Genomic DNA, 14,220 nt, shown 5'->3' on the forward strand with positions numbered 1-14,220 from the left:
TTCAACAGAGACTTCTGGGAAAATGCGCGCTTGGACGCCGCTCCGATTGTCGAATGGCGACATGGATACGCGTTTTTCCTCCAAATACAACGCTTCCACGACGCAGACGATCAATTTGAATGCGCAATATATTAACGCTTACGTTCACGTCAATATCTAAGCTTGTCACGTCCCCAGGGCAGGCGTGGAGGCACGGGCATGCCCGAAGCGGTGACGCGGACGGGAATTGGTCGGTCGCGAACGGCGCGCGGCGTCACGATCTGCCGGTCGAAGAGTGGTACGCCTGGCCGGCGCATCACCAGCACGAGGAGGGCGCCGGCGACGATGCCGCCGACATGTGCGCCCCAGGAGACGTTGCCGTTGGGATCGATCAGCAGCATAAGAAACTGCTGGCCAACCCAGAGCAGGAGCGGGATGAAGGCCGGCAGCGGCAATGGCACGCGGAAAAAGACCAGCACCCAGACGCGCACGCGCGGATGCAGCATCAGATAGGCAGCCACGACCCCCGAAATTGCCCCCGACGCACCGACGAGTGGCGCTTCCGACGCCGTCGCCAGCAGGCCGTGGCAGAGAGCACCGGCTGCAGCGCAGAGGAGATAAAAGGCGAGGAAGCGCAGGTGACCCATTGCATCTTCGACATTATCACCGAAGACCCAGAGGAAGATCATATTGCCGGCAAGATGCCAAAAGCTCGTGTGGACGAAGGAATATGTGATGTAGGTCGCTGCTTCTGGCACGATCTCCAGCCCTGGCGCCAGCACCGCATAGCCAAAAACGACGGCCGGGATATAGCCGAGGCCGACGGTCGTGCTCTGGGCGACCTGCTCACTTTCGACAGTGGTGAAGATCCAAGTGGCTATATCTGCGGCCATCAGGCCGAGTGTCACCCACTGAACCCTGATGTACTTCAGCGTATTGGCATCGTGTAGCGGTATGAACATGAAGGCCTGCCCCCGGGGCGCTTGCGATGGCCGGGACGTTACCTGTTTTTTCCGGGAACCCAAAGCGCATCCGCCTTACCGCCGTCATTGGCATGACGCGCGGCAACGAACAGAAAATCGGAGAGGCGGTTGACGTATTTGAGGGCAGGGGCACCGACGATCTCTGCCTCGCTGCGGGCAAGCGCTACCATCAGCCGTTCGGCGCGGCGCGCAATTGTTCGGGCGAGATGCAGATGGGCGGCGGCAGGGCTGCCGCCTGGAAGCACGAAGGATTTCAGCGGTTGCAGATCAGCGTTCAGCCTGTCGATATCCCGCTCCAGCCGGTCCACCTGGCCTTCGACGATACGCAGCGGCTCATAAGCCTGTGGCTCGTCGGTCTCGGGAGTGGCAAGGTCTGCACCGAGATCGAAGAGGTCGTTCTGGATCAACGCCAGCATGGCGTCGATTTCGGGTAGGTCTGCCGTATGCAGCCTGGCGACGCCGATCGCCGAATTCGTTTCGTCTATGGTTCCATAGGCCTCGACACGCAGATCGTGCTTGGTGCGGCGCGGGCCGGAGACCAGCGCCGTCGTGCCATCATCGCCCATTCTGGTGTAGATCTTGTTAAGCTTTACCATTGCCGGCTCTCTGATCAGCTAGGGCGTCCGCCACCGGTCAGCCAGAGCGTCAGCATGATCAGGGCGATGGCGATCGCCTGCAGCAGCACGCGCAATTGCATCAGCTTGTTGGAAAGGTTCGCATCGCCACCCTTCATCATGTTGAACAGGCCGCGGATCAGCACCAGGGCAACGAGGCCCATGACGATGATCGCGATGACGTAGGTGACCGTGGACATGGCAGTCTCTTTTCTTCTTCAGTCCGTCCAGCGCATCAGGCGGTAGAAGAGGTCGGCCGGAAGCAACCTCTTCAGCAATATGCCCTGTTTAGCCGGAGTCGTTACTGGATAATGTGGCTTCGGATTTTTCGAGTTCAATGCACGCGTCAATACCGCATAGACCGCCTCGGGGCCAAGTTTGTGTCGGTTGACCGGACCTGAGCCTTCAAGGCGCGCAAGCTGCCGGCGGTACTCGACGGCATGGGGCGAGTTTTCCAGATCTATATGCTCTTTGATTTTCGCCAGCGCGTTTGCCGTGAAGCGGCTGGTGATCGGACCCGGCTCGATCAGGCTGACGTGAATGCCGCTTCCCTGGAGTTCCATTCGGAGAGTGATGCTCAGGCCTTCGAGCGCGAATTTCGAGGCTGTGTAAGCGCCGCGGTAGCGATAAGGCACAAGGCCGAGGATCGAGGAACATTGCACGATGCGGCCTTGGCCGCGCCGGCGCATCGAAGGAATGACCTGTCGCGTCAGTTCGTGCCAGCCGAAGACATTGGTTTCGAACTGGTCGCGCAGCGCTTGCGTCGACAGATCCTCGACCGCGCCCGGTTGTCCGTAAGCGCCGTTGTTGAACAGCGCATCGATCCGCCCGTTGCTGCGTTCGATCACCGTGCTCACCAGAGCCGAGATTGTCTCGGGCTGGGTGTAGTCCATCAGGAAGGTTTCGATGCCGTTGGCTTGCAACGGCGCGAGATCATCAGTCTTGCGCACGGTCGCAAAAACGCGCCAGCCATCCGTCTTCAGGGCGCGGGCGCAATAAGCGCCGATGCCGGAAGAGCATCCGGTCACGACGATGGTGCGCTGGTCGGCCATTCAACGATTCCTGTACAAAACGGGACTTGTTTCCCATATTCGCCAAAAGGATACAATTGGGAAGCCGAATGCCGAAAATCCTGCGCACGCTTTACGATGTGGCCTACGATGCGATCTGCCACCTCATCGAGGATGATGGCTTTGCGATGGCGAGCCATGTGGCGCTTTCCAGCCTGCTTGCGGTCTTTCCCTTTCTGATCTTCGGCACGGCGCTTGCCAATTTTCTCGGTGCGGACCAGTTTTCCACTACAGCCATCCACTTGATCTTCGACACATGGCCGGAAGCGATCGCCAAGCCCCTGGCAGACCAGGTCGTGCAGGTATTGACGATCCCGCGTGGCGGGCTTCTGACCATCTCCGTGCTGGCTGCCGCCTATTTCGCCTCGAATGGCGTCGAGGCGCTCCGAATCTCGCTGAACCGTGCCTATCGCGTGCAAGAGACACGGCCCTGGTATCTGACGCGCCTTGCCAGTCTCGGCTATGTCCTTATCGCTGTGATCATCTTTGCAGTTATCAGCATTCTGCTCGTGGCCGTTCCAGTCGGCCTCGATTATGCGCGTGACTGGCTGCTGCATAACGACAGCCTCGAATGGCTTCCCGCCAGGGTCCGTCAATGGCTGCCAATTACCGTCGACACGCTCGAAATTGTTTTCAGCTGGCGTATCTACGGCACTCTCGTCATGCTGATCATCGCTCTGCTCGTCGTCCATCTCTGGTTGCCTGCCGGCAAGCGCCGTGTCTTCGATGTCGTTCCAGGCGTGTTTCTGACCTTGCTGTCCTGGCTCGCCGGCGCGCTGATTTTTGCCTATTATCTGGCGACCTTTGCCACCTATACTGCCACTTATGCCGGTCTGGCATCGGTGGTGATCGTGCTGATCTTTCTCTACATGGTGGGTGTCATCTTCATTGTTGGCGCGGAGATCAATGCGGCGCTGATGAAGTTCCGGGTGCTGCGCAACTTCTCGCGAACCTTTTCGGTGGTCGGTCGCGACCATGCCGCCGAATCAAAGTCCGACAAGCCGGCGAATATCGGCAGCTGACAGCCCTTTCGCGCGTAGTTCCGCAAGGCCGGTATCACCCTCGCTCTTGGAAAGCTTGCGACCGTCGGCATCCACGACGAGGCGATGATGATGATAGATGGGTTGCGGCAGGTTGAGCAGATGCTGCAGCAGCCTGTGAACCGAGGTGGCGTGGAAAAGGTCGAGACCGCGCACGACTTGGGTTATGCCCTGCAGCGCATCGTCAATGACGACGGAGAGATGGTAGCTGGAGGGTGCATCCGAGCGCGAAAGGACGACATCGCCCCAGACGTCGGGCTCGGCCAGTATCTCGCCCCTTCGTTCATCGCCGGTTTCCGTCCAGAACAGCGGCTCGCCGACCAGATCCAGGGCCTTGTTCATGTCGAGCCGCCACGCATGCTTGAGACCTGAGGCCAGCATGGCGTCACGCTCTTCCTCGCGGCGGTCGCGATCGTCGGGGGGATAGTGCGGCGTGCCGTCAGGATCGCGCGGCCAAGACTCGCCTAGCCGCTCATAGGCAGCGACTCGCTTCTTGACCTCGGTGCGTGTCAGGAACGAGGGATAAACCAGTCCCCGCTCGATCAGCGAATGAAGGGCGGCCTGATATTCGGGAAAATGTTCCTGCTGACGACGGACCGGCTCCTCCCATTCGATACCCAGCCAATTGAGATCGGCATAGATGCCGGCTTCGAATTCGGGCGTGCATCGGGCCAGATCGATGTCTTCGATACGCAGGAGCAGCCGGCCGTCAGCGGCCTTGGCAGTGTCATCGTTGAGGAAGGCTGACAGTGCGTGACCGAGATGCAGCCGCCCATTGGGGCTGGGGGCGAAACGGAAGACGGGTTTTTGACGCAAAATGCTGATCATGCTTTCTTCTGGCATGGATTTGAAGCGATCGCGAGGCAAGGTGCGGGTCATCAGCAATGAAAAGGATATTGAAGAGGGACTTGCCTCTCTCTTTGTTCTCGATCCGCGGCTGGTCGCGATTGCCAGGGAGGCCGGCCCTGTCCCGCTCAGGCTGCGCGAGCCGGGCTTTGCCGGCCTTGCCCATATTATCGTGTCGCAGATGGTATCACGCGCCAGCGCCGAGGCGATCTGGCGGCGGATGCAGCCTGAAAGCGGACTGCTGAGTGCCGAGACTTACATATTGCTTCATCCGGAGGCCTGGCGTGAATTCGGACTTTCGCGCGCCAAAGCCGATACACTGACGCGCATCGCGCAAGCCGTTGCCGACGGGCGAATCGACCTGGAGGGGTTGGTTCAAAAGCCTCCTGCGGAAGCGCTGGCGGAATTGACTGCGCAGAAGGGTATCGGACCTTGGACGGCAGAGGTCTATTTGATGTTCTGCGGCGGGCATGTGGATGTGTTTCCGGCGGGCGACGTAGCGCTCCAGGCAGCCGTTGCTGCGGCATTCGGTCTCGCTGAACGCCCTCAGACCAAAGTCCTTGCCGGGCTTGCAGAAATCTGGTCGCCCTGGCGCTCCGTCGCAGCCCGGCTTTTCTGGGCTTACTATGCCGCAAAAATGCGCCGGGACGTACTGCCGATCGATTAAAGCCTTTCCTGGTTAGGTTGTTGCATCGTACCTGGAGGGTTCTAACGCCAGCGTCCCTCGATTCGCCTTTATTCCCTGATTTTATTGGACTTCACAATCCTGTAACAACCGGCCTAATATACAGGTGCAGATGCCGAATCGATCCAGGAGGGCTCCTTGACGATTGCAGTCTCCCCACAGGCCCTGCCGGCGCTCGTTCTGAACGCCGACTATCGGCCGTTGAGTTACTATCCCTTGTCGCTCTGGTCCTGGCAGGACGCGATCAAGGCGGTATTTCTCGACCGTGTGAATATCATCGCGGAATATGAGCACGAGGTTTCCTCACCGAGCTTCTCGATGCGGCTGCCGAGTGTCGTGTGCCTAAAGACTTACGTTCAGCCTTCCCGCAATCCCGCCTTTACCCGCTTCAATGTCTTCCTGCGTGACAGGTTCGAGTGCCAGTATTGCGGCGCGCATGACGATCTGACCTTCGATCATGTCATCCCGCGTGCGCATGGCGGCGAGACGACGTGGGAGAATGTCGTGGCAGCCTGTTCCCCCTGCAATCTGCGCAAGGGCAGCAAGCTTCCGCGGCAGGCAGGCATGTTCCCGGCGCAGAAGCCGTATCAGCCGACCGTGCAGGACCTGCACAATAACGGCCGGCTCTTCCCGCCGAATTATCTGCACGACAGCTGGCTCGACTACCTCTACTGGGATACCGAGCTGCAGCCCTGATCGGAGTGCTTACGCAGTCTTCTTCACGCTCCAGAAAGCGAAGGTTGCGAGGATCAGGCTCGCGATCACATTCCAGCCCGCAAAGGACAGGCCGAGAACGCGCAGTGCTGCATCCGTGCAGGACGGGCCCTTGATCGTGTTCAACTCGCCGAGGAGATCGCCGGCATTGGTGGTCATGCTGCTTGCGGTGGTCGAGCAGGTGGCAGGGCCGGGCCAGAAATGCCATTCCACGCCTGCGTGATAGACACCCATGCCGGCGCCGACGAGCATGAGGATGCCGACTGCGAGAATGATGGCGCGCGTCATCCAGCTCGGCAGCCCGATGAGAGCCGTAGCCGCGCCGACGATCGCGATCGGAATGCCGTAATAATAGGGCTGGCGCTGCAGCAGGCAGAGCGCGCACGGAATATAGCCGCCAATATACTGGAATCCGAGAGCCGTTCCGACCACCACCGCCATGCCGATGGCGAGCAGAAGCGAGAGAGTGAAGCCCGAGCGGGCAAGCGTCGTGGTGGTGGCATTCATGGCGGAACTCCGCGAAGTTGGCTCAGTGGGCAAAATATCGGTAGGCTAGATATAGCACGATCACGACCGCCGCGCCGATGCCGACGATCTGGCCAAGGCGCTTCTCGATGAAGTGGCGGATCGGCTCGCCGTAACGGCGCAAGAGCCAGGCGAGGAAGAGGAATCGGGCGCCGCGGGCGATGATCGCCGAAACGATAAAGAGCGGCAGGCTGACGTGGATGACGCCGGACAGGATCGTGACGACCTTGATCGGAGGCAGATGCGCCAGACCTGAGGTGACAAGCAGCAGCAGGATCGTCTCAAAGGTGACGTAGGACTTCATCTGCTCGAACTGATCGAGCTTTCCGTAGAATTCCAGAATCGGGCGAGCCACGGTCTCGTAAGCGTAATAGCCAAGCGCCCAGCCGGCAATGCCACCGAGGACCGATGCGACGGTAGCGATGATCGCGTAGCGATACGAGCGTTCGGGTTTGGCAAGCGCCATTGGCAGGAAGAGGACGTCAGCCGGAACTAGAAAGACGGAGCTTTCGACGAAGGCGATGACGGCAAGCCAGACTTCGGCCCATTTTGTCGAGGCCAGAGACATGGTCCAGTCGTAAAGTCTGCGGAGCATCCGGTTCCTTTCCTTGTTGCGACGCACAAAGCATTAGGGGCCGATCATGACGCTGTAAATGCTCGCTCTGCGGCTTCTAGGCGCTCGCACTGAAAATTTTCGTGATCTGATGCGGGTATGTCCTCCTAAAATTTAGCGGGATGGCAAAGCCGCGAATCTGCGGCAAGTTATCGAGCGGTTGACATAGGTGATGGCGTGCAATGAAGGTGAGGGTGATACAGGGCGGGCTCAGCACTGCCGCAAAAACGGATGGTAGAGAGGATCATCGCTCGCCGGACCATGAGGATGTTCGCCGCGAGGCCGAGCGACGCCTTGGCGCCAGCGGGTATCACCGCTTGCGGGTCAGGGAATTTGCCGTCGGCGTGCCGATGCCATCAGCCATCAAATATCTCGCCATGCAGATCGAATTTGCTGTCGAGGCGATCTGCCGGCTCGACCCCATTCCGGTCGATTTCTATTCGGACCTTTATTGGCCGAAGCTGGAGAACATCACGACCGCGTGATCGAGTCTTGCTGCCGATTATCCAATCGGCAGCGGCGCCACGGCTGCGCGGCTAGTGAGTAATCTTACCCTTAATAGAACCGGCCTGAGGAGTCGCGGCCATAGCCGTGGCGCTTTTAAGACAGGTCCATCGATTTTTCCCACTGCTGGCGCAATACGTTCATCTCGGTGCGTTTCTGGGCCATCTCACTGACGACCGCGCGGAGATTCGGATGGCGCGACATGAACATGTTGAAATCGCGTCGCTCCAGCACTTCGAACTGGCAGAAATCGACGGCGATGATGTCGGCCGTCCGGCGTCCGCCGCTGAGCAGCGCCATTTCGCCGAAAAATGCACCGGGTTCAAGCCGTACCGCGCCGCTTGCCAGCCGTACTTCGACAGCGCCGGAGGAGATGAAATACATGCTGTCGCCGCGGTCGCCGCGGCGGATGACGCGTTCGCCGGGCGAGGCGAGTTTCGGGTTGAACAGCAGCAGAAGTTCCTCGAGCGCATCTTCGCCAACTTCGGAGAAAAGCGGAAAGGTATCGACCAGCTGTTGGATCCGCAGATGATGCTGGCGTGCGCGCTCCTCGCCGAGCGCCCGGATCTTTTCCAGTTCCCGCGCCAGGATATCCTGGTTCTTCCGACCGTAGCCTTCGTAGATGCGCGGCCACTTCACCTTGATCTGGCGATTGAGCTTCTCCGCAACGAAGATGACGAGCGGGTTGAGAGTGATGGAGAGGATTGCGGCTGCGAGGATCAGATCCTGTCCTTCTTGTGGCAAGAGCCCGAGCGAAACGCCGAGACCGGCGAGGATGAAGGAGAATTCGCCGATCTGGGCAAGGCCGCCGGCGGCCGTCAGGCCCATGCCGATCGGATAGCGCAGCAGGGTTACGATCGCGAAGGAGATCACCGCCTTGCCGATGATGATCAGCGCCAATGCTCCGATGACGGCCAGAGGCTGACGCAGGATGATAGAAGGGTCGAAGAGCATGCCGACCGAGACAAAGAACAATACCGAAAAGGCATTTTGCAGCGGTAGTGAATCAGCGGCGGCGCGATGGCTGAGATGGGACTCACTCATGACCACACCAGCGAAGAAGGCACCGAGCGCGAAGGAAACACCGAAGATCGCCGCCGAGCCGAAGGCGATGCCGAGAGCGATGGCAAGGACGGCGAGGGTGAAGAGTTCACGCGAGCCGGTGCGGGCGATCAGCGTCAGAAGCCAGGGCACAATGCGCGGGCCGAGGAAGATCGCCATGGCTGCGAAGCCCGCGACCTTCAGCAAGGTGAGCGCGATCGTGATCCAAAGCGGCAGGTCTACGCCGTGCCAGGTATCACTTGCGTGTCCGCCCAGCAGCTCGGCCAGCGCGGGCAGCAGTACGAGCGCCAGCACCATTGCCAGATCCTCGACGATCAGCCAACCGACGGCAACGCGTCCGCCGGCAGTGTTGATAAGATTGCGTTCTTCCAGCGCTTTCAGAAGGACGACGGTGCTGGCGACGGAAAGGCTGAGGCCGAAGACGATGCCTGCGCCGAGGCTCCAGCCCCAGAGTTTGCCGAGGCCGACGCCGAGCAGGGTGGCAAGCAGGATCTGACCGATCGCGCCCGGCACGGCGATGCCACGCACGGCCAGAAGATCGGATGCGGAAAAGTGCAGGCCGACGCCGAACATCAGCAGGATCACACCCATTTCGGCGAGCTGACTGGCAAGCTCCGTGTCGGCCACAAAGCCTGGTGTGAACGGTCCCATGAAAATGCCGGCGAAGAGATAGCCGACCAGTGGCGGCAGCCGCAGCCTGTCGGCGCAATAGCCAAGAACCGCCGCAAAGACGAAGCTTATGGCTACCGTCGCAATCAATCCCGTTTCCTGATGCATCAGCCCTCTCAAAATGCCCGGAGGCCGGCACTTTAGGATGAAGCGCCAGCAAAGTTAAAGAGTTGATTTGAATGGAGTGGGCCTAAATTGTCGGCTTTTTTCCGGAACCACGAGGCTCCCGCATCGTTGCCTCTACAGGAAAACAAGGAGAAGAGAGATGCGAAAGATCATCATCAATTGCGCAATCGCTGCCCTTGCCCTGGGCTCGGCTGCAGCGCCTGCGATGGCAGACAGTGTGACGGTCACCCGCGAGCGTGCGTACGACGGTTATGACCGTTATGACCATTATGACCGTGATCGGGCTCGCCCTGGTGTTACCATTAGCGATCGCGGCATTACGTTCGGCGCGGTGCGCGAACGGGATCGCTGGCGCGATCGGGACCGTGACCGCTGCTACACACGTAGCATCACCCGTGAGACCGACGAAGGCACTGTCACAAAAACGGTGCGCCGCTGTGACTAAAGCCTGACGTGAGGCTCGGCACTCGACTCGCTGAACATCGATCACCAAGGTCTATGCCCTCGCCCTTCGGGGCGCGGGCGAAGCATAAAGTCATTTCAGAGATATTTGGTGCCCCATGCCGGGGTCGAACCAGCACTTCTTTCGAAACTCGATTTTGAGTCGAGCGCGTCTACCAATTCCGCCAATGGGGCAGCGAAATACGAGGCGGCTGTCTAACATGCGTTCGCCCGCGCGTGCAAGACGGCGGGCGAAGTTTTGGAGTTTGGAAATCGAGGTTTAGTGGGCGACCGTTGCGCTTGGTCCGGTGAGGCCGGATTTCTTCAGCGTGATCGCCAGGATCGACGCCAGCAGGCAGAAGGCGCCGGCAATGAAGAAGGCGGGCAGGTAGCTTTCCAGCGCCGTGCGCGACAGGCCGGCGCCATAGGCGGCCGTCGCGGCGCCAAGCTGATGGCCAGCAAAGACCCAACCGAAAACGAGACCTGCTTTTTCGCGGCCGAAGCGGTCGGCAGCGATCTTAACAGTCGGCGGCACGGTGGCGATCCAGTCGAGGCCGTAGAATACGGCGAAGATCGACAGACCATAGAAAGAGAAATCGCTGAAGGGCAGGAACAGCAGCGAGAGGCCGCGCAGGCCGTAATACCAGAAGAGCAGCCAGCGATTGTCGAAGCGGTCGGAGAGCCAGCCGGAACCGATTGTGCCGAAGAAATCGAAGATGCCCATAACTGCAAGCACGCTGGCGGCTGCGACCGGCATGATGCCGAAATCGCCGCAGAGGGTGACGAAATGCGTCTGGATCAGGCCATTGGTGCTGAGCCCGCAGATGAAGAAGGTGGCAAACAGGATCCAGAAGGTCGAGGTTCTCGAGATTTCCTTTAGGATTGTGATCGGCGTCGCAAGTGCGGCGCCGAGCGTGCCGCGGGCCGGAGCCGGCACAACTTGGGTTTCTCCGACTGAGGGCAGGTTTACGTCCGAGGGTCGGTCACGCATGAAGAGCAGCACTAGAAGGGCGGCGACCATGATCATGGCGCAGACGAAAAAGACGGTCGCGCGCCAGCCGTAGCGTTCGGTCAGCTCCGCCATCAGCGGCAGGAAGACGAGCTGGCCGGTCGCCGAGCTTGCCGAGAGCATGCCGACAACGAGACCGCGATGCTTGACGAACCAGCGCGTGGAAACCGTGGCGGCCAGGACCATGGCCGTCAGTCCGGTGCCGAAGCCGACAACGATGCCCCACAGAGCCAGCAGATGCCACAGCTTGGTCATGAACAGCGAACCGACGAAACCTGCGCCGATGAGGGCGAGCGCAAAGACGATGACTTTGCGAACGCCGAAATAGTTCATGAAGGCTGCCGCGAACGGGCCCATCAGACCGAAAAGGATCAGGCGGATGGCAAGGGCAGAGGAGATCTGCGAGGTTTCCCAGCCAAATTCGTCCTGTAGCGGTTTGATGAGGACACCCGGCGCACCCATGGCGCCGGCGGTTACCAGCATGGTCAGGAAGGTGGCGGCGACGACGACCCATCCATAGTGGATGTTCCGCCGGGCGAGGGATGACGCGAGGACTGCAGAGACCATGGACAAATTCCGTTTATGACGTGGGGGACCGTACAAGAGTGCTTACATGATGATCATCATATTTGTTGCGTATTGATGATGGACATCATATAAATTGTCAAGCGACCATTTCCGGAGACAAAAAATGCGAGTCAGCCGCCAGAAATTTGCAGAAAACCGCGAAAAGATTCTGACGGCAGCCAGCGTGCTCTTCCGCGAGAATGGCTTTGACGGCGTTGGCGTCGCCGACATCATGAAAGCCGCTGGCCTGACCCATGGCGGGTTTTACGGCCACTTCGAATCGAAGGACGATCTTGCGTTGGAGGTCAGCCGCAAGCTGATCGAGCGCGTGGAGGAACGCTGGCGAGAACAGATTGCCAGCCAGCCGGAGCGACCGTTGCAGGCGCTACTCGATCACTACATCCACTGGCGCACGGTCGATGATCCCGGCGGAAGTTGCGTATTCGCCTCGCTGACCCAGGAAGTCAGCCGCAGCGAAGGCGCGGTCCGGGCGACCTTCAGTGAGGGACTGTCGACGCTGGTGGATGTTTTGCAGGATATCGTGCCGGGCGAGACGCTGGAAGAGCGCCGCGCCAATGCGACAACGACGCTTTCGTCGATGATGGGAGCTGTCATCCTTGCCCGGGCGGTCGAGGATCGGGCGCTCGCCGAACAATTCCTGGTCACGATGCGCCGCAAGCTCAACTCGGAGCTTTAATCGCGGAAGGCTATCAATGCATTGCCTTCGACGATTTCGGTGAATTTTCCGTTCGGCGACAGGGCGGCTAGCTCGCTGCGGAAGGCAGCCTCGAATTCCTGTGCCTTGTCGCCGAGCGCTTGGAGAGAAGTGACGGACATGGAAAAGGCACGGCCGACAATATCGTCCGTGCCGATGAGACGCTCGTTGACGATGCCGATGCGTTCGAGCTTGCGGAAGGATGAACGCAGCAGGATCGTCTCATGCGGCCCGAACTCTACCCCTCGGCGCTGCTGACGCTCGGCGCTTCTTTCCGGCGAATAGGCTTCCGAGAGCTGGTGCAGGACGTCACGCCAATCCGGTGTCGCCGATATATGCCTGTCGGAGAAGAGAACGACGGCGCCGCCCGTAGCGATAAGCTTGTCGAGGGCCGCAAGCGTTGCCGGGCGGTCCATCCAGTGGAAGGAGCGGCCCATGACGGCAAGCTTCAGCGGTGCTAAGTCCGGGCTGAGATCGTAGGAGGAGCCCTGGACGAGCCGTATGCTCACGCTTGCTTCGGCGGCATTGCCGCGGGCGACATCCAGCATTTCGGGTTCAGGATCGACCCCGATCACATCAGCACCCGCGAGCCGGGCAAAGGCCACGCCGAGAGGTGCCGGTCCGCAGCCGAGATCCAGCACACGCTCGCCCGGCTTCAGGCCGGTCCGTTCGGCGACGCGTTCTATCAGCCTGTCCGGATAGGGGACACGGAAGCGGCTGTAATAGTCGGCGGTGGTGCGGAAGCGGCGAGCTTCGAAAGGAACGATGGTCATGCGGACGGCCCTCTGTGTGAAGCAAACCGCTACGGCTCAAGTGTGACCGACTCGTGATGGTGTGGCACGCGCCGTTTCGAAAGAGGTCACATTTTCGTTCGCCCAGCGCACAGCAGTGTGATCTGCTTCAATAGGTCGCGACCGAGCAGGGCATCGATATTCTATGTGCGGCGATGCCGAAAATGCTGATATCGGAAATGGAGTGGTCTCCCTCTGCGTTATCGGGGGGAGACTGCCATGGCGGCTTATTTGAAGCCGGCGACGTTGTGCGGAATATAGGGCGCTTCGAGTGCGGCGATATCCTCGGTGCTCAGCTTTACCGACAGTGCGCCGACGGCATCCGTCAGGTGGTTGGGCTTCGATGCACCGATGATCGGGGCAGTGACGACGCTCTTCTGCAGGATCCAGGCGGTGGCGATCTGGGCGCGGGAAACGCCGTGGGCCTTGGCGATCTCGGCGACCTTCTCGACGATCTTGCGGTCGGCATCTTCGGCCTGTTTGTAGAGCGTCTTGCCGAATTCGTCGGTCTCGCTGCGATTGGTCTTTTCATCCCAGTCACGGGTCAGACGACCGCGGGCAAGCGGGCTCCAGGGAATGACGGCGATCTTCTGGTCTTCGCAGAAGGGCAGCATTTCCCGCTCTTCTTCGCGGTAGAGCAGGTTCAGGTGGTTCTGCATGCTAACGAATTCCGTCCACCCGTTGAGGCGGGAGGTATAGAGCGCCTTGGCGAACTGCCAGGAATACATCGAGGAGGCGCCGATATAGCGCGCCTTGCCGGCCTTCACGACATCATGAAGCGCTTCCAGCGTTTCCTCGATCGGTGTCGTGTAGTCCCAGCGGTGGATCTGGTAGAGGTCGACATAGTCGGTGCCGAGGCGGCGCAGGCTATTGTCGATCTCGTCGAAGATCGCTTTGCGCGACAGGCCGGCGCCGTTCGGACCGGGGCGCATGCGGTTGAACACCTTGGTGGCGAGCACGATGTCCTCGCGCTTGGAGAAATCCTTGATAGCACGACCGACGATCTCCTCGGAAGAGCCGTTGGAATAGGTGTTGGCCGTGTCGAGGAAATTGATGCCGAGATCGATTGCCTGCTTCAGCAATGCGCGGCTTTCTTCTTCCGGCAGGCTCCAGGCGTGGTTTCCGCGGTTGGGCTCGCCATAGGTCATGCAGCCCAGGCAGATCTTCGAAACTTCGAGACCGGTCTTCCCGAATTTTACATATTCCATGAAAGTGCTCCGTGATGAATTTCAGCGACTCCCCAGGCGCATGCGCATGATGTAGCGCA

The 14,220-nt window shown here is 60.0% G+C and carries 17 protein-coding genes and 1 tRNA gene; 6 read left to right on the top strand and 12 right to left on the bottom strand.

Annotated elements, in window-relative coordinates:
* Nucleotides 1-149: 149 nt before the first annotated feature.
* The 4 genes from FHX15_RS20565 to FHX15_RS20580 are packed head-to-tail and all read right to left on the bottom strand — an operon-like array spanning nucleotide 150 to nucleotide 2,628.
* Nucleotides 150-941: a rhomboid family intramembrane serine protease gene (locus tag FHX15_RS20565; protein ID WP_184400198.1), complete on the bottom strand. Its 792-nt coding sequence runs from the start codon at nucleotides 939-941 to the stop codon at nucleotides 150-152.
* Between the two features lie 38 nt (nucleotides 942-979).
* Nucleotides 980-1,558: a cob(I)yrinic acid a,c-diamide adenosyltransferase gene (locus FHX15_RS20570; RefSeq protein ID WP_184400199.1), complete on the bottom strand. Its 579-nt coding sequence runs from the start codon at nucleotides 1,556-1,558 to the stop codon at nucleotides 980-982.
* A 14-nt stretch (nucleotides 1,559-1,572) separates the two neighbouring features.
* Nucleotides 1,573-1,776 carry a twin transmembrane helix small protein gene (locus FHX15_RS20575; RefSeq protein ID WP_184400200.1) on the bottom strand — a complete coding sequence of 68 codons (204 nt, stop codon included), beginning with the start codon at nucleotides 1,774-1,776 and terminating at the stop codon, nucleotides 1,573-1,575.
* An 18-nt stretch (nucleotides 1,777-1,794) separates the two neighbouring features.
* Complete coding sequence (locus FHX15_RS20580) at nucleotides 1,795-2,628, bottom strand: SDR family oxidoreductase (RefSeq protein ID WP_184400201.1); 834 nt, start codon at nucleotides 2,626-2,628, stop codon at nucleotides 1,795-1,797.
* Nucleotides 2,629-2,696: 68 nt separating this feature from the next.
* On the opposite strand from FHX15_RS20580, the gene FHX15_RS20585 reads away from it, so the two are divergent.
* Nucleotides 2,697-3,668, top strand: coding sequence for a YihY/virulence factor BrkB family protein (locus FHX15_RS20585; protein WP_184400202.1), 972 nt, complete (start codon nucleotides 2,697-2,699; stop codon nucleotides 3,666-3,668).
* Here the strand turns inward: FHX15_RS20585 and gluQRS are convergent.
* Nucleotides 3,633-4,514 (bottom strand): tRNA glutamyl-Q(34) synthetase GluQRS, encoded by an 882-nt coding sequence (gene gluQRS / locus FHX15_RS20590; RefSeq protein ID WP_184400203.1) that lies wholly within the window; start codon nucleotides 4,512-4,514, stop codon nucleotides 3,633-3,635. The two genes, FHX15_RS20585 and gluQRS, sit on opposite strands and share 36 nt — an antisense overlap.
* Between gluQRS and FHX15_RS20595 the strand changes: the two genes are divergently transcribed.
* Entirely contained in the window at nucleotides 4,513-5,199 is a 687-nt protein-coding gene (locus tag FHX15_RS20595; protein ID WP_184400204.1) for a DNA-3-methyladenine glycosylase, read from the top strand. The genes gluQRS and FHX15_RS20595 overlap by 2 nt on opposite strands.
* A 156-nt stretch (nucleotides 5,200-5,355) precedes the next feature.
* Nucleotides 5,356-5,913 (top strand): HNH endonuclease, encoded by a 558-nt coding sequence (locus tag FHX15_RS20600; RefSeq protein WP_184400205.1) that lies wholly within the window; start codon nucleotides 5,356-5,358, stop codon nucleotides 5,911-5,913.
* Nucleotides 5,914-5,922: 9 nt separating this feature from the next.
* Here the strand turns inward: FHX15_RS20600 and FHX15_RS20605 are convergent, their stop codons facing one another.
* Both FHX15_RS20605 and FHX15_RS20610 read right to left on the bottom strand, forming a co-directional pair.
* On the bottom strand, nucleotides 5,923-6,438 hold the full coding sequence (locus tag FHX15_RS20605) for a disulfide bond formation protein B (protein ID WP_184400206.1): 516 nt from the start codon (nucleotides 6,436-6,438) through the stop codon (nucleotides 5,923-5,925).
* Nucleotides 6,439-6,460: 22 nt separating this feature from the next.
* Complete coding sequence (locus tag FHX15_RS20610; RefSeq protein WP_184400207.1) at nucleotides 6,461-7,051, bottom strand: YqaA family protein; 591 nt, start codon at nucleotides 7,049-7,051, stop codon at nucleotides 6,461-6,463.
* A gap of 200 nt (nucleotides 7,052-7,251) precedes the next feature.
* On the opposite strand from FHX15_RS20610, the gene FHX15_RS20615 reads away from it, so the two are divergent.
* Entirely contained in the window at nucleotides 7,252-7,554 is a 303-nt protein-coding gene (locus FHX15_RS20615) for a hypothetical protein (RefSeq protein ID WP_184400208.1), read from the top strand.
* A gap of 115 nt (nucleotides 7,555-7,669) precedes the next feature.
* Here FHX15_RS20615 and FHX15_RS20620 read toward each other — a convergent pair whose 3' ends face one another.
* Nucleotides 7,670-9,412 (bottom strand): cation:proton antiporter, encoded by a 1,743-nt coding sequence (locus tag FHX15_RS20620; RefSeq protein ID WP_184400209.1) that lies wholly within the window; start codon nucleotides 9,410-9,412, stop codon nucleotides 7,670-7,672.
* A 157-nt stretch (nucleotides 9,413-9,569) separates the two neighbouring features.
* On the opposite strand from FHX15_RS20620, the gene FHX15_RS20625 reads away from it, so the two are divergent.
* Nucleotides 9,570-9,875, top strand: coding sequence for a hypothetical protein (locus tag FHX15_RS20625; RefSeq protein WP_184400210.1), 306 nt, complete (start codon nucleotides 9,570-9,572; stop codon nucleotides 9,873-9,875).
* A 106-nt stretch (nucleotides 9,876-9,981) separates the two neighbouring features.
* Here the strand turns inward: FHX15_RS20625 and FHX15_RS20630 are convergent.
* Together FHX15_RS20630 and FHX15_RS20635 are read right to left on the bottom strand one after the other, a co-directional pair.
* Nucleotides 9,982-10,066, bottom strand: a tRNA-Leu gene (locus tag FHX15_RS20630).
* An 85-nt stretch (nucleotides 10,067-10,151) separates the two neighbouring features.
* A complete protein-coding gene (locus FHX15_RS20635; RefSeq protein ID WP_184400211.1) occupies nucleotides 10,152-11,447 on the bottom strand; it encodes an MFS transporter in 1,296 nt (431 codons plus the stop codon).
* Nucleotides 11,448-11,571: 124 nt separating this feature from the next.
* On the opposite strand from FHX15_RS20635, the gene FHX15_RS20640 reads away from it, so the two are divergent.
* On the top strand, nucleotides 11,572-12,144 hold the full coding sequence (locus tag FHX15_RS20640) for a TetR/AcrR family transcriptional regulator (RefSeq protein ID WP_184400212.1): 573 nt from the start codon (nucleotides 11,572-11,574) through the stop codon (nucleotides 12,142-12,144).
* Here the strand turns inward: FHX15_RS20640 and FHX15_RS20645 are convergent.
* Both FHX15_RS20645 and FHX15_RS20650 read right to left on the bottom strand, forming a co-directional pair.
* Nucleotides 12,141-12,935 carry a class I SAM-dependent methyltransferase gene (locus FHX15_RS20645; RefSeq protein WP_184400213.1) on the bottom strand — a complete coding sequence of 265 codons (795 nt, stop codon included), beginning with the start codon at nucleotides 12,933-12,935 and terminating at the stop codon, nucleotides 12,141-12,143. The genes FHX15_RS20640 and FHX15_RS20645 overlap by 4 nt on opposite strands.
* A 245-nt stretch (nucleotides 12,936-13,180) precedes the next feature.
* Complete coding sequence (locus tag FHX15_RS20650) at nucleotides 13,181-14,161, bottom strand: aldo/keto reductase (protein ID WP_184400214.1); 981 nt, start codon at nucleotides 14,159-14,161, stop codon at nucleotides 13,181-13,183.
* Between the last annotated feature and the right edge of the window lie 59 nt (nucleotides 14,162-14,220).

The sequence above is a fragment of the Rhizobium sp. BK650 genome (assembly GCF_014195325.1).
Classification (GTDB): Bacteria; Pseudomonadota; Alphaproteobacteria; order Rhizobiales; family Rhizobiaceae; genus Rhizobium.